This is a genomic window from Streptococcus sp. CCH8-H5 (genome assembly GCF_001556505.1).
In the GTDB taxonomy this organism is placed as follows: Bacteria; Bacillota; Bacilli; order Lactobacillales; family Streptococcaceae; genus Streptococcus.
The window spans coordinates 87773-107360 of record NZ_LSIZ01000044.1 but is presented as its reverse complement, the minus strand read 5'-3'; the positions used below and the strand labels follow the sequence as shown (position 1 = coordinate 107360).

Below are 19588 nucleotides of genomic sequence, written 5' to 3'. Positions count from 1 at the left end.
TATGGAAACAACACAAACCTCCCAGTCGCTCTACCAAGCTCTGTGGAACTCAGCGGATGTGCTCCGCTCTAAAATGGATGCTAATGACTATAAGTCTTATCTCTTGGGCATGGTCTTTTACAAGTATTTGTCGGACAAGATGCTCTTTTTCGTGGCAGAGACCATGGAGAAAGAGACAGAGAGCTTGGAAGAGGCATTGGCGGTCTATCGTAAATACTACGAGGACGAGGAGACTCACGAGGAGCTCTTGGAAGTTATCACTGATGAGATGAGTTATGCCATTCATCCTGACTTGACCTTTACGGCTTTAGTGGAGCGAGTGAACGATGGAAGCTTTCAGTTAGAGGACTTGGCTCAGGGCTTCCGTGATATTGAGCAGAGTGACGAGCTTTATGAAAACCTTTTTGAAGACATCGACCTTTACTCTAAGAAACTTGGAGCGACTCCTCAAAAGCAAAACCAGACAGTTGCGGCTGTAATGAAAGAGTTGGCGGTCCTAGATGTGGCAGGTCATGCGGGCGATATGCTTGGGGATGCTTACGAGTATTTGATAGGTCAGTTTGCGACCGACTCTGGTAAGAAGGCAGGAGAGTTCTATACGCCCCAGCCTGTAGCCAAGCTCATGACTCAGATTGCCTTTTTAGGTCGTGAGGACAAGCAAGGCTTTACCCTTTATGATGCGACTATGGGGTCAGGATCGCTCTTGCTTAATGCCAAACGCTATTCACGTCAACCACAGACAGTGGTTTACTTTGGTCAAGAGTTGAACACCTCAACTTATAACCTGGCACGTATGAACATGATTCTGCACGGTGTGCCGATTGAAAACCAGTTTTTACACAACGCTGATACCTTGGATGAAGATTGGCCAACCCAAGAGCCGACTAACTTTGACGGTGTTCTCATGAACCCACCTTATTCAGCCAAGTGGTCTGCCAGCTCAGGTTTCATGGATGACCCCCGATTCTCACCATTTGGGAAACTAGCACCTAAGTCTAAGGCTGATTTTGCCTTCCTCTTGCATGGTTACTATCACTTGAAACAAGATAATGGTGTCATGGCCATTGTCCTACCTCACGGGGTACTCTTCCGTGGTAACGCTGAAGGGACTATTCGTAAGGCTTTGTTAGAAGAGGGTGCCATTGATACGGTTATCGGTCTGCCTGCTAATATTTTCTTTAACACCAGTATTCCGACGACGGTTATCATTCTCAAAAAGAACCGCACCAATCGTGATGTTTACTTTATCGATGCCTCTAAGGAGTTTGATAAGGGGAAAAATCAGAACATCATGACGGATGCCCATATTGAGAAGATTCTCGATGCTTATAAGAGCCGTGAGGATATGGACAAGTTTGCCCATCTGGCTAGTTTTGAAGAGATTGTTGAAAATGACTACAACCTTAATATTCCTCGCTATGTGGATACCTTTGAGGAAGAAGAAGTGGAGCCCTTGACCGAGATTGTGGCTAAGATTAACGAGACTAATGCGACGATCGAAAGTCAGACAGCATCCCTTCTCGACATGCTTCACCGTCTTCATGGAACGACCAAAGAAGCAGATGAAGAACTCAAGGAATTTGTCGAAGCATTTAAGGGGTAATTGCATCTTTCATTTGCTTTTTCCGAATAATAGAAGTAGAGGGGTCAACCCTCTATTTTTTCTTAAGGAGAGGTAAATGGAAAAAAGACATAAGCATGTCTCACCGACCTTGGATATTATGGCTAAGAAGATTTTTAGCCTACCTGAGGTGACGGTTGCTTTTATTAGAGATATTTTGGATTTGGATGTTGTGGATGCTCAGATTTTGGAGGGGACACAGCTTCATAAAAAGGACTTTGAGGGGGATGAGCTTTTCTCAACGTCAGTGGATGTTCGGGCTAAGTTGAATGATGGAACTGAGGTCATTATTGAGATTCAGGTGCGTAAGCAGCATTATTTTCTCAATCGTTTTCATTATTATTTGGCTAACCAGCTGGTGGAAAATGTGCAACAATTACGCCAACAAGGACAGACTCATAAGATGTATGAGCAGATGGAGCCAGTCTATGGCATAGCTATCTTGGAGAAGACCTTGTTGCCAGATGAGGAGTCCCCGATTAATACTTATTGGATGGCCAATAGTCGGACGGGCAAGCCTTTGTGTTCTTTCTATAAGGATGGGAAACGGCAAAACCTTCTTCAGATTGCCTTTTTAGAGTTGGATAAGTATAATAAAGGTAAACATATTACGGATGAAGGGCGGCAGTGGCTAGAGTTTTTTGGGAATCTCCCATTTTCTAAGGAACCTAGCCGAGCGGTCACGCATGCCGATTCATTACTGGATTCATCCAGCTGGACACAGGAGGAAAAGGCGATGATTGATGAACGCATACGTATTCAAGAAAATTATGACATGACTATGGAAACAGCTATCGATGAAGCACGTGAAGAAGGATTGGAACAAGGGTTAGAACGAGGCCGTCATGAGGAGCGTCTAGAACTGATTCGAAAGATGTTATCAAAGGGTTTACCGTTAGAAGTGGTGTCAGATGTGACAGGGTTATCGAGTGAAGAGCTAGAGACATTGTTATCTTAAAATCAGTTGATTTAATCATTTTTTTGAAAAGTCAGAGGCAGTTTTTGTCTCTGTTTTTATTTTTAGTCGTTTAACATTTGTAATACTAAAACATTCGGAAAATAATACTTTGAAAGATAAAATTAAAAAAGACTGTCAAACGTTTGACAGAAATCTGAGAAAACAGATTTAAAACAATATGATTGTTTTAGCCGATAAATCTTGCTAAATAAGGATTGGAGGGAAATTAGATGTTTGTCTTTCTTACACGTGAAAGAAATTACCTTTTTGTGCGACACTTTTAGACTATAATTTAGAAATGAATGACTGAACTTTCTAATATGACATTTTTGTTAAGGCCTTGTTAAAATGGATTACTTAGCCTTTTATTTTGTGTTCTCATGACTTATAATTTGTTTTGGTTTGTTTTGGATTAAAGAAACAACAGCATCATTAAGTACATCAAATATTTAAGAGTCTCTGTTTTTAGTTCGAGAATAGCTTAAAACTAAAATGGAGAGATTGTGAAAAAAAGTATCGGGAGAATTAACTTGTTTAGAGAAAGTAAAACAAAACCAAAGTACAGCATCCGAAAATATTCCATTGGGGCAGCATCGGCTTTGATTGGCTTCATGGCCCTTGCCAATGGGCAAGCAGTTCAGGCTGACGAGGCACAATCGATTAGTGACTTGACTGATGCTTCAAATCAAGCGCAGGCCCCTCAAGCGGTTTCAACAGCTCAGTTGGCGACTTCAGAGCTAGCATCAGAGAGTGTGCAAGCTTCTCAGCCTGCCAATATTATGCCGTCTCAACCTCAGGTAAGGACTGTTCAAGCAGCTGAGCAGACTCCGACCATCGATCAAGTGATTGAGACAGGCACCTCTCAAAATCAAGGAACGTCAGCAAATGTCTTAACCAATGCGACTGAGGGTCAAGGACAAGGCAAGGAGTATAACACAGATGCCTACGGTGCCAAAATGCCTTACACGACTCATGAAGCAGAAAATGCGACTATCGAAAATGGAGCTACAATCCAACAGTCAACTGACATGGAATCTACGGCCGTGGAAGCGACGAACCAAACTTATGTCGAGCTTCCTAAAAAAGATGCAGCAGTTACTTTCAATGTCACCGAGCCAGCCAATGCTTTGAATGTGCGTTATACAATACCTGATGGTGCATCAGGTCAGTTGGATGTGCAGGTTAATGGTTCAAGCGTTGGTAATCTTGATTTGTCATCTCACTCAGCATGGCAGTACCTTAAAGGTGACCACGAATATGATCAAGTCGTTGATGGATCAAGTGCACGCTTCCGTTTTGATGAGACACGTCTTCTCCTCAAGGACATCCAATTGAAATCTGGTGATAAGATTTCTTTGGTTAAGAAGAAAGATGACAATGTCCCTTATGGTATTGATTTTATTGAGCTAGAACAGGCTCCAGCGCCAGTTGCCCAAGGTGAAAATAGCATCAGTATTGTGGATAAGGGTGCATCTGCCAATGATGATAGTGACGACACAGCTGCCCTACTTGCGGCTGTTGAAGAAGCTAAAGCCAATGGAAAATCTGTCTATATTCCAGAAGGACGTTTCAATTTTGACAAACAAGTTAATATCGAAGCTGATAATCTAAAAATTTCAGGTGCCGGTGTTTGGCATACGCAACTACACTTCACAAGTGACAAACGCTATGGTGGTGGTATTGTCTTTGGTCATAACAGTAATGGTATTGAGTTGAGCAATCTTTATATGGATTCCAACTTAACCTCTCGTTACAATGAGGATGCACAGTACAAGGCTATTTCGGGAACACTTGGTAAGGATTCGAAAATTTACGATATCTGGGTTCAGCATTTTGAAGTTGGTATGTGGATTGGAGACTACGACCAGACGGGAAATATGAAGTATACGGACGGTCTTGTTGTTGAAAACGCTCGTATCCGTAATAACTTGGCTGATGGTATTAACTTTGCTCAAGGAACCAAGAATTCAACGGTTAAAAACTCTAACATCCGTGGGAATGGTGATGATGGTTTGGCTATCTGGTCAAGTATTTCAGATGGGACAAATGCCGCAGCCGAGGAAAATAATAAATTCCTCAACAACACCATTGAATCAGGCTGGCGTGCGGCTGGTATCGGTATTTTTGGTGGTAAGGGTCATGAAATCTCAGGAAACCTCATCAAGGACGTCTTTGCTGGAGCAGGTATCCGTGTAAACACAGTCTTTGCAGGCCACGATTTTGACCTCAATGATTCTGGAATTAAGATTCATGACAATACCATTCTACGTTCAGGGACAACTAATGACCTCTATAACCTCCATCGTGGTGCCATTGATTTCCAACAAGTTCGTGGAACAATCAAGAATGTTGATATCTACGATAATAAGCTATTGAATACCTTGGCTGAGCCGGTGATTACCAAAAACTTTGAGATGGGTGACAATGGTAATGGAGAAATCCGTTTATCAAATAATACGATTGACAATAAGGCGACGATTGTTGGAGCTGTTTCAACAGTTTCTCCAACAAAGCCTGAGCCAAAGCCAGTCAATAATCCAGTCTCTGAAACTTCGGCATCAGAAACACCAAAGAGTGAAGCAGATTCAAGTACTCCAGTTTCTGAAGCATCCAATAGTGAAGTAGTTTCCGAAACTTCAGCATCAGAAGCACCAAAGAGTGAAGCAACCTCAAGCGCCCCAGTTTCTGAGACTTCCAACAGTGAAGTGACTTCTGAAACTTCAGCATCAGAAACACCAAAGAGTGAAGCAGGATCAAGCACTCCGGTTTCCGAATCACCAAACAGTGAAGTGGTCTCTGAGACTTCGGCATCAGAAATACCAAAGAGTGAAGCCAGCTCGACTGCTCCAGCCTCTGAGTCACCAAAGAGTGAGGATACTTCAGTAGCTTCATCTACCAGTCAGGTTGACGTAGTAATTACTTCTGACAGCCCAGAGAAATCTCCAACTTCAGAAAGTACACAAAAGGATCCGATAAGCGAGGTTTCTTCAGAAGTTATTGAAAAAGGTTCAACAAGTCAGGTTGACGTCAAAGTTTCCGAAGCACCAACAACAGCAAGTACATCTGAAGTTGTCAGCATTTCGCCAAATAGTCAGGTCGCTTATAACAATGACCTAAAAACCCCTATAACAAGCAGTCAGCTCGCCTTAGAAGCTATTCGCTTTAATTCTCTGTTGAATGAGAAATCTGTGGATGTGATTGCAAGTAAAGTCATGGCGGTTATGGCATCTGAAACATTAGCCTCAGAAGCAGCATCACTTACAAGCTCTGAAGGTGTAGCTAAAGAGATTAGCAATGATTTGTCAGAATTGGCGGAAAGCAAGAAGGATGAGACACCTAAGAATGTCGCCCGTATTGATAAAACAACTGAGGCAAACCAGGTTGCTAAGGGTTCTGAAAGTCAAGCTAGCACCTCAAAAGAAAAAGGTAAGTCTAATACGACAACGGTCTTCCTTCTTGTCGGAGTTGCTGCGGCACTAAGTATATCTACAGTTTACCTTACAAAACAAGGTAAAAAAGCAGGTAAATAATAGGTAAGAAGCATCCAATAAAATGGATGTTTCTTGTTTTTTTAAGCAAGTTCTAAGATGGCTAATATCATTATTCTTTATTTTTAATCATCTACTTTGATTTGGTCCTGTATAATTAAAGTGATAAAAAATTAAGGAGTTAAGACAATGAAAGAAAAAAGAAATAGTAGGATTCGTTTATTTGCTCTTCTTGTTTTAGTATTTACTTTAGGTTTCGGATTTTCAGTAGATACTAGCAAACAATCGTTGACTGTAAGCTCTCAAGTAGCTCAAGCGGATGAGAACAACGGTATATTAGCTTTTAATGGTCAAAAGCAGTTTGTCATGGAGGAAAAGGACCAGTTAGGACGTGCCCACAGTGCTCATATACAGTTACAAGATAAGGACGAGCCAAAGAATAAACGCCCCGGTAAAATAAAATATGATCCTGTAGGATGGCATAACTATAAGTTTTATTATGGTGATGGTAAATCAAAATCTTGGTTAATGAATCGAGGACATTTGATTGGCTATCAGTTTTCTGGTGTCAATGACGAGGGCAAGAATTTAGTACCTATGACTGCCTGGTTGAACTCTGGAAATTATAAAGGAACCGACGAAGGTAATCAGTCAGGCATGCTTTATTACGAGAATCGCTTGGATAACTGGCTGGCACTCCACCCTAACTATTGGTTAGATTATAAGGTAACAGCTATCTACAGTGGAGACGAGTTGTTGCCTCGTCAAGTGGAACTTCAGTATGTTGGTATCGATAGTTCTGGAAATCTCTTGGAAATTAAACTTGGTGGAGATAAGGAGACTCTTGATAGTCAGGGAGTTACACATGTTGTCTTAGATAACCAATCACCAAATGCAGAAATTAATTATGCAGATGGGACAGCAACAAATACGGTAACTGAATTTACTGAAGCACCATCTGAGCCTAGTTCTGAGAGTTCACAGGTGACTGAACAACCAAGTTCTGAACCAGAGCCTGTGCAACCTATACAAGAAGAGAATAGAACAGTTTATGTGGCGCGTCATGGAACAGCAGATGTTTATTGGTATGACATCAATAGTATGCCTAGCAACACCAACAAAGCAAATGTCGTTACTATGACAGAAGCAGATGCCCTAGCCCAAGGCAAACGACACACGTCTAAAGAGTAATAAAAAAAAGCTGGACAAGATGTCCAGTTTTTTTGTAAAACGGCTCACATTTTACCACTTTTATCTGAAAATTTGATATACTGAGACTATCAAAATACTTGTAAGAGAAGTCGTACCGACTCTTTTTAAGTATAAGAAAGGAAACTAAATATGATTTGGATTATTATTGCCATTATTGTTGTTCTTGTGATTTTTGTTATTGCAAGTTATAACGGCTTGGTTAAAAGCCGTATGCAAACCAAGGAGGCATGGAGTCAAATTGATGTTCAATTGAAACGTCGTAATGATCTTCTTCCTAACTTGATTGAAACTGTTAAGGGATATGCAAAATATGAAGGTTCAACACTTGAAAAAGTAGCAGAACTTCGTAATCAAGTAGCAGCTGCGACTTCTCCTGCAGAAGCGATGCGTGCCAGTGATGAATTGACTCGTCAGGTTTCTGGAATCTTTGCTGTAGCTGAAAGTTACCCTGATCTTAAGGCTAGTGCCAACTTCAGCCAGCTTCAAGAAGAGTTGACGAACACTGAAAATAAAATTGCCTATTCACGTCAACTTTATAACAGTGTGACAAGTAACTACAATGTGAAATTGGAAACATTCCCAAGCAATGTTATTGCTAAGATGTTTAGCTTTAAGGCTGCTGAATTCCTTGAAACACCAGAAGAAGAAAAAGCTGTGCCTAAGGTTGATTTCAGTGGACTAGGTAACTAATATGTTATTTGATCAAATTGCTCGAAATAAGAGAAAGACTTGGCTTTTGCTCCTGGTCTTTTTCCTCTTGTTGGGCCTTGTTGGTTACGGTGTCGGCTATCTTTGGTTAGGTTCAGGCTTCGGTGGTCTGATTCTTGCTCTAGTTATCGGTTTTATCTATGCCGTTACCATGATTTTCCAATCAACCAATGTCGTTATGGCTATGAATGGTGCACGAGAGGTTGACGAACAAACCGCTCCGAACCTTTATCATGTTGTTGAGGATATGGCTATGGTGGCACAAATACCGATGCCACGTGTCTTTATTGTCGATGATCCTTCAATGAATGCTTTTGCGACTGGATCAAGCCCTAAGAACGCGGCAGTAGCTGCTACAACAGGTCTTCTTGCGGTTATGAATCGTGAGGAACTTGAAGGAGTTATTGGACATGAAGTGAGTCATATTCGCAACTACGATATCCGAATCTCTACCATAGCAGTTGCCTTAGCATCTGCCATTACCATGCTAGCTGGGATGGCTCGTAATATTATGTTCTGGGGTGGAGGCCGTCGTAGAAATGATGATGACCGTAATGGAAGTAGCGGTTTGGAAATTATTCTTCTCATTATTTCTTTGATTGCCATTATTCTGGCGCCTTTGGCAGCTACCTTGGTTCAGCTGGCTATTTCACGTCAGCGTGAATTTTTAGCTGATGCTTCTAGCGTCGAATTGACACGTAACCCACAAGGTATGATTAACGCTCTGCTCAAACTTGATAATAGTGCGCCAATGCAACATCACGTGGATGATGCTAGCGCAGCCCTCTTTATCAATGACCCTAAAAAAGAATCTGGTTTGCAGAAGCTCTTTTATACCCACCCCCCAATTTCAGAACGGGTGGAACGCTTGAAACAAATGTAAAAAAAGTGAGGCTGATGACACTTCTAAGTGTGTTCATCAGCCTCGCTTTTTTAGTTTGCTTCAATGTAAAGATTGCTAGCAACAGTTTCTGGAATTTGAATTTCTTTTCCATCAATATTCAGGCGGTATAGTAGTGTAAAAGGGTCAAAGCCTTTCAAGGTAAAAGTTACTCCAATTTTAAGACCGACAGTTTCCAAATAATGGAGTAAATCAATTTGATCCTGAACTCGACGAAGTACATAGTCTCCAGGAGTTAGGTCTTGTGTAAAAGTCTGATTGTAGATTTCCTCTATGAGCTGACCTGACTTGGGGATTTGCCCACCGTGTGGACAGGTTTGAGGGTAATTGAGTAGGCGGTCAAGCGCATCGATGAAGTGATCAGAGACAGTATGCTCTAAAATTTCAGCCTCTTGATGAATTTGATCACAAGTGTATTGCAAGTGGTCCACCAAAAAGACTTCGATGAGGCGATGTTTCCGATAGAGTTCAGCGACATTGATTTTACCAGTTTTCGTTAGAAGATAGCCCTTGACTTTGTCTTTGATGATGAGGTCTTCTGAAATCAATTTCTTAATCATTTCCGTCACAGCAGGTGGAGACACCTGCATACGGTTTGCGATTTCCTTATTGCTTATTTTGCCTTCTTCAGTACCAATCTCATAGATACATTTGAGGTAGTCTTCTTTGTTAGGTGTCATTTCTCTTCCTTTGAAAATAGTCTCACCTTAGTATAACAGATTTATCATAAGAATACAGAATGTTTCTTAGATAAGATTTTTACTGATTCAAGCCTTGGGTGATTTTATCCAGATTATATTTCATCATGTTGTAGTAGCTGTCACCGTCTTGCCCTTTTTCAGCAATAGAATCTGTAAAGATCTTTGCATAGATAGGAATATTGGTATCCTTAGATACTGTTTTCATAGGGCGTTCATCGACACTAGATTCGACAAAGAGAGCTGGTACCTTTGTTTGACGTAGTTTTTCCACGAGTGTTTTGATTTGGTCTGGTGTGCCTTCTTCTTCTGTATTGATTTCCCAGATGTAGGCAGATGGTACGCCATAGGCTTTTGAGAAGTATTTGAAGCATCCTTCACTAGTGACAATCAGTTTTTTCTCATCGGGAATCTTGTTAAATGTTTCTTTAGCTTCTTGGTCCAGTTTACTAAGTTTGTCAGTATAGGATTTTAGATTCTTTTCGTAGTAGGTCTTGTTTTTAGGGTCCTTAGCAATCAGTTGCTTGGCAATATTTTGAGCATAAATAATCCCATTTTCCAGATTAAGCCAAGCGTGGGGATCTTCCTTACCTTTTTCTGATTGACCTTCAAGGTAAATTACCTTAACACCATCACTAACTGCAAAATAATCTTTATTTTCTGTTTTATGAGCATTCTTGACTAACTTAGTAAACCAAGCATTTCCACCAGTTTCTAAATTAATACCGTTGTAAAAAATCAAGTCAGCTTGCGATGTCTTCTTTACATCATCAGGAAGGGGTTCGTATTCGTGAGGATCCTTACCAACGGGGACAATACTGTGGAGAGTGATTTTATCTCCGGCAATATTTTTGGTGATATCAGCAATAATGGAATTGGTCGTAACGACTCGTAATTTATCCTTGTTACTGCCTTGTTTATTGGTACAAGCTGTTAGAGTAACTACCGCTAAAAGTAGTAGTACTATTGTTGATAGTATTTTTTTCATATTATTTTCATCCTATTTTTTATTGTTTAGAAGTTTTATTCATGCCACTTTGTTTTGGGGCGATGAAAAAGCTGATGAGAAAGAGTAGAGCAGACGTTAATACAATGCTCGAACCAGCTGCAATATTAAAACTATAGCCGATAAAAAGACCTAGAACAGATGCCAGAGCCCCCAATCCTGATGAGAGAAGAATCATTGTTTTTAGGCTATGAACATAAAGGTAGGCAGTGGCAGCCGGTGTAATTAAAAGTGCCACAATAAGAATAGTGCCAACACTCTGCATGGCAGTTACAGAAACCAAAGTTAGAATAACCATAAGTAAGTAGTGGTAGAAGGTGACCTTAACTCCCATAGACTTGGCCAAAATTGGATCAAAGGATGTTAGGAGTAGAGGGCGAAAGAAGATTGTAATAGTTGCTAGTACGAGAAGTGAAACGATAATCGTTATCCACATATCCATGTCTTGTACAGCTAGAATATTCCCGAAGAGAATATGAAAGAGATCTGTGGAACTATTAGCAACACCGATGAGAATAATACCGAGAGCTAGAAAGCTCGAAAAGGTAATCCCAATTGCCGTGTCACTCTTAATAATGGAATTGCTTTTGATATAGGTAATCATTGTAGAAGCTAAAAGTCCAAAGATGATGGCTCCTATGAAAAAGTTAATACCCAAGATAAAGGAAGTAGCTACGCCGGGTAAAACCGCATGTGAAATCGCATCACCCATAAGCGACATGCCTCTTAGAATAATAAAACAACCAACAGCCCCTCCGACAATTCCAATAACTAAAGCCGTTATAAGAGCATTTTGTAAGTAGTGGAAATTTAGCAAACCATCAATAAATTCAGAAATCATTTACATCTCCTTTATAAAATAAACTGTTACCGTAGGTTTTACGGAGATTATCCTCATTAAAAACAAGATTAGTAGGCCCACTAGCAATCAGTTTACGATTTAGGAGGATAACTTGGTCAAAATAATGAGGAACTTTGCTCAAATCATGGTGGACAATAAGAATAAGCTTACCTTTGTCCCTAAGTTCTCTCAAGGTGTTCATGATAATATCTTCGCTAACAGAGTCAATCCCTACAAAGGGTTCATCTAATAAAATAATATCAGCCTCTTGTACAAGACAACGAGCGATTAGAACACGTTGAAATTGCCCTCCTGATAATTGGCTTATTTGTCGATGGGCCAAATCATTTAGACCAAGTAGTGTTAAAGCATCTGTGACCTTAGACCAATCACTCTTAGATAGACGTTTAAAGAACTTGGTTTTGGGATAGAGTCCTAGAGAGATGCACTCTCTGACAGTAATCGGAAAGTTAAAATCAATATCAGCCTTCTGTGCAACATAGGAAATACGATTCAATTGCTGACGAATAGGTTGTTTATTGAAAAGGATTTTTCCAGAGTGAGGAATAATACCAATTAATGCTTTAATTAGAGTTGATTTACCAGCACCATTTGGTCCAATAATCCCAGTAATACTAGGTCCCTCCAAGTTTAAGGTGATATTATCCAGAGCTAATGTCTGTTGGTAAGACACATTAATATTTTCAATTTGAATCATTAGCTACCTCCTTGAGTTTAATATACTTTAAAATAAAAAATAAGTCAAGTTAACTTTTATAATTAATCAAACTTAATTATTTACTGTTGTCAAGATGACAGAGGATAGTGAATGAGAGTACACTTTTTATATCAAATATTCAGCCTGCTCAAACCGTTTGATATTTGGGAGAGGCAACAAGGGACATTATTTTCTTCAATTTGTACGATCTTACTCTGTATTTCAAGAAATCTTTAGTTTTTATTTTTAAAAACTAGTCATATTTCCTTATTTCTGGCATAATAGATGTATGAAACTAACGATTCAACGAATGGCTCGAATAGCCATTCTGTCAGCTCTGGCAGTAGGATTGCGGTCAGCATTTATAGGATTGCCAAATATTCAGCCTATTACAGCTATGTTTTTTGTGGCTGTTCTTTACTTGGGTTTGGTAGATGGTCTGTTGATTATGGCTTTAACCATGTCCATCTCAGGATTCATCTTTGGTTTTGGTCCTTGGGTCTTTAATCAGATTCTGGCCTTCGGCGTCTTGATGGCTCTTTGGAGTTTGATTGCACCTAGGTTGTCACTTGTTTGGCAGATTGCTTTGGTAACTCTCTTGTCCTTTCTCTATGGGGTTCTCATGGATTATAGCTATGGCCTCCTATTTAGAAGTGGGATTACCTTTGTTATTTCTGGTCTGCTTTACGACACCTATCATGCAGTATCGACGCTTCTATTCTATCCATTCATCCAGTCTATTTTTAGGAGGTTTTTGAAATGAAAAAATTAGCGACATATATTTTTCTTGCTTTATCACTTGTTACTCTAGCAGCCTGTGGAAAAAATGAGGCAGCTAAACTTACTAGCAGCACAAATAATCATCAGTCTAAGGTTCAAGGTCAAGTGACTTTGATTTTGAAAACAGATAAGGAAAGTAAGAAAAAATCAGTAGAAATCCAAAAAGGGGATACAGTGCTTGATGTCTTGGAAGAGGTATATCCTGTTCAAGAAAACGATGGCTTCATCACTGAGATTGATGGTATTTCTCAAGATAAAGATAAGGGAATCTATTGGATGTTTGATGTCAATGGTAAACTTGGTGAAAAAGCAGCCAACCAACTTAAGGTTGAAGATGGCGATGAAATCAAATTCTATCAAGAAAAGTATAATTAAGATTCTGAACTCTGTTTCAGAGTCTTTTTTATAAAGTTCGGAAATAGCCTTGAAAATTTGTTTGAAAAAGTCGGAAAATTGCAAAATAACTGACGATTTAAAGGAAAATAGTTTACTTTTGTTTTAAAAGTGATATGATAAGAGGGTACTACATAAAGTAAGGAGAATAAGGTTTGGCTTTTAACAAATTGGAAAGCAGTAACAACCAGGAAATCATCTCTGAAGAAGTTGGTATCTTGAAAGAATTGTTGGATGATGCAACACGAGGCATGGCTGGAGAGCAAGGTCTCACAACTATTCAACATTTGGTTGAGCTTTATGATGAAGGTGACTATGTGGCCCTTACACAAGCCATTTCAGAAATGACAAATGACGATATGGTCGTTGCATCACGTTATTTCTCTTTGTTACCTCTTTTGATTAATATCTCTGAAGACGTGGATTTGGCTTATGAAGTCAACCACAAGAACAATATTGATGAATCTTATCTAGGTAAGTTGTCTGAAACCTTTGATGTTGTCGCTGAAAGTGAAAATGCACGTGACATTCTTGAAAATGTCAATGTTGTGCCAGTATTGACAGCCCACCCAACTCAGGTTCAACGTAAAACCATGCTTGAATTGACTAATCACATTCACGAACTTCTCCGTAAGCATCGTGATGTTAAGGCTGGTCTTATCAACAAGGATAAATGGTATGCAGATTTGCGTCGTTATGTAGAAATCATGATGCAAACAGATATCATTCGTGAGAAAAAACTTAAGGTTAAAAACGAAATCACTAACGTTATGGAGTATTATAACTCCTCATTGATTAAGGCGATTACGAACTTATCGCATGAATTCAAACGTTTAGCGGTTGAAAAAGGTATCAAACTTGACAATCCAACACCTATTACTATGGGGATGTGGATTGGTGGTGACCGTGACGGGAACCCATTTGTAACAGCAGAAACTCTTAAACTTTCTGCAACAGTACAAAGTGAAGTTATCCTCAATTACTATATCGAAAAAGTTGATAATCTTTACCGTTCATTCTCCCTCTCATCACGCTTGACTGAGGTTTCAGATACAGTAGCAGAGATGGCGAAACATTCTCCAGATACATCTGTTTATCGTGAAAATGAACCTTACCGTCGTGCTTTCAGTTACATTCAGTCTAAGTTGATTCAGACACTTCTTTTCTTTAAAGAAGGAAACTTTAGCAAGGAAAGAGTTGCCAAACGTCTTTCTGAAAATGTTCGTCTAGGCTCAGCTTCAACGGGTGAAGTAGTAGCTGATTACGTGCAACAACGTCTCAGCCAAAGTCTTCAAGCTGTCTCACAACAAACGACTGAATTTTATGAAACAGCTGAGGATTTCCATGATGATCTTTTGGCAATCAAAAATTCACTTCTTGAAAACGACGATGCTGTCTTAATTTCAGGTGATTTTGAAGAGCTTCTCCAAGCTGTAGAAGTCTTTGGTTTCTATCTTGCTACAATCGATATGCGTCAGGATTCAAGCGTTCATGAAACTTGTGTGGCAGAATTGCTTAAGTCTGCTAATATTGTTGATAACTATAGTGAATTGACTGAGGTTGAAAAGGTTGCGGTTCTTCTCAAAGAATTGCAAGAAGATCCTCGTACTTTGTCATCAACTAATGTGCCTAAGTCAGAAATTCTTGAAAAAGAATTGGCAATCTTCCGTACAGCTCGTCTCTTGAAAGACTATATTGGTGAAGATGTCATCAAACAACATATCATTTCTCACACTGAGAGCGTTTCTGATATGTTTGAGTTGGCTATCCTTCTTAAAGAAGTTGGCTTGGTTGATACAGAACGTGCGCGTGTCCAAATCGTTCCACTTTTTGAAACTATCGAAGACTTGGAAAACTCTAATGATATCATGAAACAATACCTTGGTTATGATATCGTTAAACGTTGGATTAAAAATAGTAACAATTACCAAGAAATCATGTTGGGTTACTCAGACTCTAACAAAGATGGTGGTTACTTGTCATCTGGTTGGACCCTCTACAAGGCTCAAAATGAATTGACTAAGATTGGGGAAGAGCGTGGTATTAAGATTACCTTCTTCCATGGTCGTGGTGGTACTGTTGGTCGTGGTGGTGGCCCATCATATGATGCCATTACTTCTCAACCATTTGGTACAATCAAAGACCGTATCCGCTTGACTGAACAAGGTGAGGTTATCGGTAATAAATATGGCAACAAGGATGCTGCTTACTACAATCTTGAAATGCTTGTTTCAGCTGCTCTTGACCGTATGGTGACACGTCAAATTGCCGATCCAGAAGAATTGGTTGATTTCCGTGAGGTTATGGACGGAATTGTTCACGATTCAAATGTTATTTATCGTGACCTTGTCTTTGGAAACGAACATTTCTATGATTACTTCTTTGAAGCAAGCCCTATTAAAGAAGTCTCAAGTTTGAATATCGGTTCTCGTCCAGCGGCTCGTAAGACTATTACTGAGATTTCTGGTCTTCGTGCGATTCCTTGGGTATTCTCATGGTCACAAAACCGTATCATGTTCCCAGGTTGGTATGGTGTGGGTTCTGCCTTTAATCGCTTTATCCAAGCTGAAGAAGGCAACCTTGAGAAACTTCAACATATGTTTGAAACATGGCCATTCTTCCGTTCACTTTTGTCAAACGTGGACATGGTGCTTTCAAAATCAGACATGAATATCGCCTTCCACTATGCACAATTGGCAGAGAGTGAAGAAGTACGTAGTGTCTTCAATATTATTTTGGATGAGTGGCAGTTGACTAAGGATGTTATTCTTGCTATTGAAAAACATGATGGCTTCCTTGATGAAAGTCCATCGCTTAAAGCAAGTTTGGACTTCCGTTTGCCATACTTCAATGTCTTGAACTACATCCAAATTGAATTGATTAAACGTCTTCGTAACAATGATTTGACCGACGACGAAATTAGCCTTATTCACATTACCATCAATGGTATTGCAACAGGTCTTCGTAACTCTGGTTAATCAAGTAAAGTTCATCACTTTAGTGGTGGGCTTTTTGTTATGGGAAAATTTCTGTTATAATAGGACCATGATTGCTATGGAAACGATTGAAAAGCTGTCCAAAGAAAAGCTTCCCATGATAACTGTCTTGGCTGGTGAGGATTTAGGACAGTATAGTCAAGCTAAAGAAAAATTTTTAAAACAAATTGGTTTCGATCCCAGTGACTTGACCTATTCTTATTTTGATATGTCAGAGACTGATTATCAAGATGCTGAGCTCGATTTAGAAAGTATGCCTTTTTTTGCAGATGAGAAGGTGGTCATTTTTGATCATTTCGCAGATATGACTACTGCTAAAAAGTCGTATCTGGATGAGAAAGAGTTGAAGCGTCTTGAAAATTATCTTGAGTCTCCTGTTGAAACAACTCGTCTTGTCTTAATGTCTGCAGGAAAGCTAGATGGAAAGCGTCGTTTAGTCAAACTTCTCAAACGTGATGCCATGGTGCTTGAAGCTAGTCCTTTAAAAGATGCAGAACTTAGAACCTATTTTCAAAAGCAGGCGCATCAAGAGGGGCTTACTTTTGATACAGGAGTTTTTGAGGAACTTTTGATCAAGTCAAATTTTGATTTTTCAGATGTTCAAAAAAACTTAGCTTTTCTAAAGGGATATAAAACTGAAGGGAATATCTCATCACAGGACATTGCGGAGGCCATTCCGAAAAGTTTGCAAGATAACATTTTTGATATGACGCAACTTCTTATACGAGGACAGATTCAGAGCGTTCGTGAATTGGTTCATGATTTACGGCTGCAGGGTGAAGATGAGATTAAGTTGATTGCTGTTATGTTGGGACAGTTTCGTACCTATTTACAGGTTAAACTTTTATCTGCTCAAGGTAAAAGTGAGCAGCAAATTGTTTCAAGTCTCTCAGATTATCTAGGGCGTAAAGTTAATCAGTTTCAGGTTCGTTTCGCACTGAGAGATAGCCGTCCCTTATCAGTAGCATTCTTAAAGATGACGATTAAGATTTTAGTAGAGACAGATTACCAGATAAAAACAGGAACTTTAGATAAAGACTACTTGTTTGATTTAGCACTTTTAAAAATTCTATCAAACCGCTAGAGGTTTAGAGTTTTCTATGATTTTGTAAGCAAAATTTTTGAAAGCTCTACCACTTTGCGGTAAAATGAAGAAAAAATGAAAAGAGGACCTTTACTATGGCAATTATTCTTCCAGACCTTCCTTACGCATATGATGCTTTGGAACCATACATTGATGCTGAAACAATGACTCTTCACCACGATAAACACCATGCAACTTATGTAGCAAATGCTAATGCTGCTCTTGAAAAACACCCAGAAATTGGTGAAGACCTTGAAGCACTTTTGGGTGATGTGGAACAAATCCCAGCTGATATTCGTCAAGCACTTATTAATAATGGTGGTGGACACCTTAACCACGCACTTTTCTGGGAACTTTTGTCTCCTGAAAAACAAGAACCAACTGCTGAAGTAGCAGCTGCTATTAACGAAGCTTTCGGATCATTTGAAGCCTTCCAAGAAGCTTTCACAGCAGCAGCAACAACTCGTTTTGGTTCAGGTTGGGCATGGCTTGTTGTTAACAATGAAGGTAAACTTGAAGTTGTTTCAACTGCTAACCAAGACACTCCTATCTCAGACGGTAAGAAACCAATCTTGGCGCTTGATGTTTGGGAGCATGCTTACTACCTAAACTACCGTAACGTACGTCCAAACTACATCAAAGCTTTCTTTGAAATCATTAACTGGAATAAAGTTGCTGAGCTTTATGCAGCAGCTAAATAAGTTTAAAATTATCCTCACTATTGGGGATAATTTTTCGTAATATGATTGTAAAATCTCCTTGCTTTTTAGTGAATTATAGCTTAAACTATAATTGTTATGAAAAAAAAGAAAAAACATTCAAGTAAAAAGTATAGTGGAAGCCGCCGAAAAACTAAAGATAAAAAGGAAGATTCGGTAAAACAAGACCTTCAAAAAGACACTAAAGATACTAAAAAAGATGTCAAAAAAGGCGCTAAGAAAGACAACAAAAAAGCATCGAAAAAAGATGCTAAAAAGACTTCTAAAAAATCAGTAGACAAGAAGTCAGCTGAGGAAACAGTAGTACCAGTTGAACACAAGGAAAACGAAACAAAAACTGAAACCTTGGCACTTAGAAGTAGACGCTCTAAGAAATCTAAATCAAAATCATCTCGTGATGATAAAAAAGCATATATTATCTTAGCCTTCCTAGGTGTTCTGGTAATACTTTTGTTTGTTGCCATGCTTGCTTTAGCAGGACGTGGGAAACAAGCTGGACACACCGGTAGCCTTGGAAATATCTTCGGCTCTAGTTCTAAAGTCACTAAAAAAGAAGACAAAGAAAAAGAGGAAAAGGTAACTCCAACTAATAAATCGGCCGAAGCTAAACAAGCAGTCATGGAAGCAGATGCAGATACCATGTATGGTAATGGATTGTATTATGATTATGCTAACATGACATTGAACCAAGTGGTTGAAGCTTTTATGGCTGACCAAGGTATCGAGTCTAGCCAAATTGCCTTTTCATATAAAAATACCAAGACAAATGAGCAATTCTCTATGAATGATACTCAGCCAATGACTGCAGGATCAACTTATAAATTGCCACTAAACATGCTTGTCATGGATCAGGTTAATAAAGGAAAACTTTCTTTAACTGAACGTTTTGATATTACTAATACTGAGTATGAATATCAGGCTGAGCACGATAGTTATGTTGCTGCTTTCGGTGGTTCAATGACTATTCCAGAAATGCAAGAGTATTCTCTTGTTTACTCTGAGAATACTCCAGCCTATGCTTTGGCGGAACGCCTTGGTGGTATGGAAAAATTCTATGGTATGCTTGATAAATATGGTAAATCAAAAGGTGAAGTGAAGACTATCCAAATGCATGGTAATAAGACAACAACGGATTATTACATCAAAGTTTTGGACTATCTCTGGAAACACCAAGAGGATTATAAAGACATTCTCAAATATTTAGGAGAGTCTTTCCCAGAATATTATTATAAAACATATAATCAAGGATTGACTATTTATCAGAAACCAGGTTATGTCCGTGAAGCACTTAACGTTGATGCTATTGTAATGGAAGATACACCGTATCTTATTGCAATTTATACACGTTACCTAGGAGGTTCTAACGAAGAAACTTCAGAGGTTAATAATGTGGGATTACAACAATTAGGAATGCTCTCTTATGTTATTAATGAGTGGCACCGTGTTAATATGAACTAATAAAGAA

Annotated in this window: 16 protein-coding genes; 12 read left to right on the top strand and 4 right to left on the bottom strand. The window is 39.2% G+C overall.

Going from position 1 to position 19588, the window contains the following annotated elements; translation table 11 throughout:
• Position 1 precedes the first annotated feature (1 nt).
• The 6 genes from AX663_RS03940 to htpX all read left to right on the top strand — a co-directional run bounded on the left by AX663_RS03940 (position 2) and on the right by htpX (position 8870).
• Complete coding sequence (locus AX663_RS03940; RefSeq protein ID WP_060972756.1) at positions 2 to 1603, top strand: type I restriction-modification system subunit M; 1602 nt, start codon at positions 2 to 4, stop codon at positions 1601 to 1603.
• 76 nt (positions 1604 to 1679) lie between these two features.
• Positions 1680 to 2579, top strand: a complete 900-nt coding sequence (locus AX663_RS03935) for an Rpn family recombination-promoting nuclease/putative transposase (RefSeq protein WP_060972755.1) — start codon at positions 1680 to 1682, stop codon at positions 2577 to 2579.
• Positions 2580 to 3109: 530 nt separating this feature from the next.
• The gene (locus AX663_RS03930) at positions 3110 to 6109 is read left to right on the top strand and encodes a YSIRK-type signal peptide-containing protein (RefSeq protein ID WP_060972787.1); all 3000 of its coding nucleotides are present in this window, start codon (positions 3110 to 3112) and stop codon (positions 6107 to 6109) included.
• A 147-nt stretch (positions 6110 to 6256) separates the two neighbouring features.
• A complete protein-coding gene (locus AX663_RS03925) occupies positions 6257 to 7258 on the top strand; it encodes a DNA/RNA non-specific endonuclease (protein ID WP_060972754.1) in 1002 nt (333 codons plus the stop codon).
• A 150-nt stretch (positions 7259 to 7408) separates the two neighbouring features.
• A complete protein-coding gene (locus AX663_RS03920) occupies positions 7409 to 7969 on the top strand; it encodes a LemA family protein (protein WP_002884070.1) in 561 nt (186 codons plus the stop codon).
• 1 nt (position 7970) lies between these two features.
• Positions 7971 to 8870: a zinc metalloprotease HtpX gene (htpX, locus tag AX663_RS03915; RefSeq protein ID WP_060972753.1), complete on the top strand. Its 900-nt coding sequence runs from the start codon at positions 7971 to 7973 to the stop codon at positions 8868 to 8870.
• Between the two features lie 50 nt (positions 8871 to 8920).
• Here the strand turns inward: htpX and AX663_RS03910 are convergent, their stop codons facing one another.
• The 4 genes from AX663_RS03910 to AX663_RS03895 form a co-directional block, all read right to left on the bottom strand.
• A complete protein-coding gene (locus AX663_RS03910; protein ID WP_002890639.1) occupies positions 8921 to 9568 on the bottom strand; it encodes a metal-dependent transcriptional regulator in 648 nt (215 codons plus the stop codon).
• Between the two features lie 79 nt (positions 9569 to 9647).
• Positions 9648 to 10574 carry a metal ABC transporter substrate-binding protein gene (locus AX663_RS03905; RefSeq protein ID WP_002890641.1) on the bottom strand — a complete coding sequence of 309 codons (927 nt, stop codon included), beginning with the start codon at positions 10572 to 10574 and terminating at the stop codon, positions 9648 to 9650.
• A gap of 19 nt (positions 10575 to 10593) precedes the next feature.
• Complete coding sequence (locus AX663_RS03900) at positions 10594 to 11433, bottom strand: metal ABC transporter permease (RefSeq protein WP_021147014.1); 840 nt, start codon at positions 11431 to 11433, stop codon at positions 10594 to 10596.
• A complete protein-coding gene (locus AX663_RS03895) occupies positions 11423 to 12151 on the bottom strand; it encodes a metal ABC transporter ATP-binding protein (protein WP_002890643.1) in 729 nt (242 codons plus the stop codon). Before AX663_RS03895 ends, AX663_RS03900 begins: the two co-directional genes overlap by 11 nt.
• 289 nt (positions 12152 to 12440) lie before the next feature.
• Between AX663_RS03895 and AX663_RS03890 the strand changes: the two genes are divergently transcribed.
• From AX663_RS03890 to AX663_RS03865, 6 genes are all read left to right on the top strand, one after another.
• Positions 12441 to 12914: a substrate-specific component CbrT of cobalamin ECF transporter gene (locus tag AX663_RS03890; RefSeq protein WP_021147012.1), complete on the top strand. Its 474-nt coding sequence runs from the start codon at positions 12441 to 12443 to the stop codon at positions 12912 to 12914.
• Positions 12911 to 13306 (top strand): DUF4430 domain-containing protein, encoded by a 396-nt coding sequence (locus AX663_RS03885; protein ID WP_002890648.1) that lies wholly within the window; start codon positions 12911 to 12913, stop codon positions 13304 to 13306. Before AX663_RS03890 ends, AX663_RS03885 begins: the two co-directional genes overlap by 4 nt.
• 173 nt (positions 13307 to 13479) lie before the next feature.
• Complete coding sequence (gene ppc, locus AX663_RS03880) at positions 13480 to 16302, top strand: phosphoenolpyruvate carboxylase (RefSeq protein WP_060972752.1); 2823 nt, start codon at positions 13480 to 13482, stop codon at positions 16300 to 16302.
• A 67-nt stretch (positions 16303 to 16369) separates the two neighbouring features.
• A complete protein-coding gene (holA, locus tag AX663_RS03875; protein ID WP_037597662.1) occupies positions 16370 to 17404 on the top strand; it encodes a DNA polymerase III subunit delta in 1035 nt (344 codons plus the stop codon).
• A gap of 95 nt (positions 17405 to 17499) precedes the next feature.
• A complete protein-coding gene (gene sodA, locus AX663_RS03870; RefSeq protein ID WP_060972751.1) occupies positions 17500 to 18105 on the top strand; it encodes a superoxide dismutase SodA in 606 nt (201 codons plus the stop codon).
• Positions 18106 to 18201: 96 nt separating this feature from the next.
• Positions 18202 to 19581, top strand: a complete 1380-nt coding sequence (locus AX663_RS03865) for a serine hydrolase (protein WP_082759642.1) — start codon at positions 18202 to 18204, stop codon at positions 19579 to 19581.
• The last annotated feature ends 7 nt before the right edge of the window (positions 19582 to 19588 follow it).

What these genes read in the sequence shown, in the direction of transcription:
- AX663_RS03935 (WP_060972755.1), top strand. Translation starts at nt 1,680, where the DNA reads ATGGAAAAAAGACATAAGCATGTCTCACCGACCTTGGATATTATGGCT.
- sodA (WP_060972751.1), top strand. Translation starts at nt 17,500, where the DNA reads ATGGCAATTATTCTTCCAGACCTTCCTTACGCATATGATGCTTTGGAA.
- AX663_RS03925 (WP_060972754.1), top strand. Translation starts at nt 6,257, where the DNA reads ATGAAAGAAAAAAGAAATAGTAGGATTCGTTTATTTGCTCTTCTTGTT.
- AX663_RS03940 (WP_060972756.1), top strand. Translation starts at nt 2, where the DNA reads ATGGAAACAACACAAACCTCCCAGTCGCTCTACCAAGCTCTGTGGAAC.
- AX663_RS03905 (WP_002890641.1), bottom strand. Translation starts at nt 10,574, where the DNA reads ATGAAAAAAATACTATCAACAATAGTACTACTACTTTTAGCGGTAGTT.
- AX663_RS03895 (WP_002890643.1), bottom strand. Translation starts at nt 12,151, where the DNA reads ATGATTCAAATTGAAAATATTAATGTGTCTTACCAACAGACATTAGCT.
- AX663_RS03865 (WP_082759642.1), top strand. Translation starts at nt 18,202, where the DNA reads ATGAAAAAAAAGAAAAAACATTCAAGTAAAAAGTATAGTGGAAGCCGC.
- AX663_RS03890 (WP_021147012.1), top strand. Translation starts at nt 12,441, where the DNA reads ATGAAACTAACGATTCAACGAATGGCTCGAATAGCCATTCTGTCAGCT.
- AX663_RS03885 (WP_002890648.1), top strand. Translation starts at nt 12,911, where the DNA reads ATGAAAAAATTAGCGACATATATTTTTCTTGCTTTATCACTTGTTACT.
- holA (WP_037597662.1), top strand. Translation starts at nt 16,370, where the DNA reads ATGATTGCTATGGAAACGATTGAAAAGCTGTCCAAAGAAAAGCTTCCC.
- AX663_RS03910 (WP_002890639.1), bottom strand. Translation starts at nt 9,568, where the DNA reads ATGACACCTAACAAAGAAGACTACCTCAAATGTATCTATGAGATTGGT.
- htpX (WP_060972753.1), top strand. Translation starts at nt 7,971, where the DNA reads ATGTTATTTGATCAAATTGCTCGAAATAAGAGAAAGACTTGGCTTTTG.
- AX663_RS03920 (WP_002884070.1), top strand. Translation starts at nt 7,409, where the DNA reads ATGATTTGGATTATTATTGCCATTATTGTTGTTCTTGTGATTTTTGTT.
- AX663_RS03900 (WP_021147014.1), bottom strand. Translation starts at nt 11,433, where the DNA reads ATGATTTCTGAATTTATTGATGGTTTGCTAAATTTCCACTACTTACAA.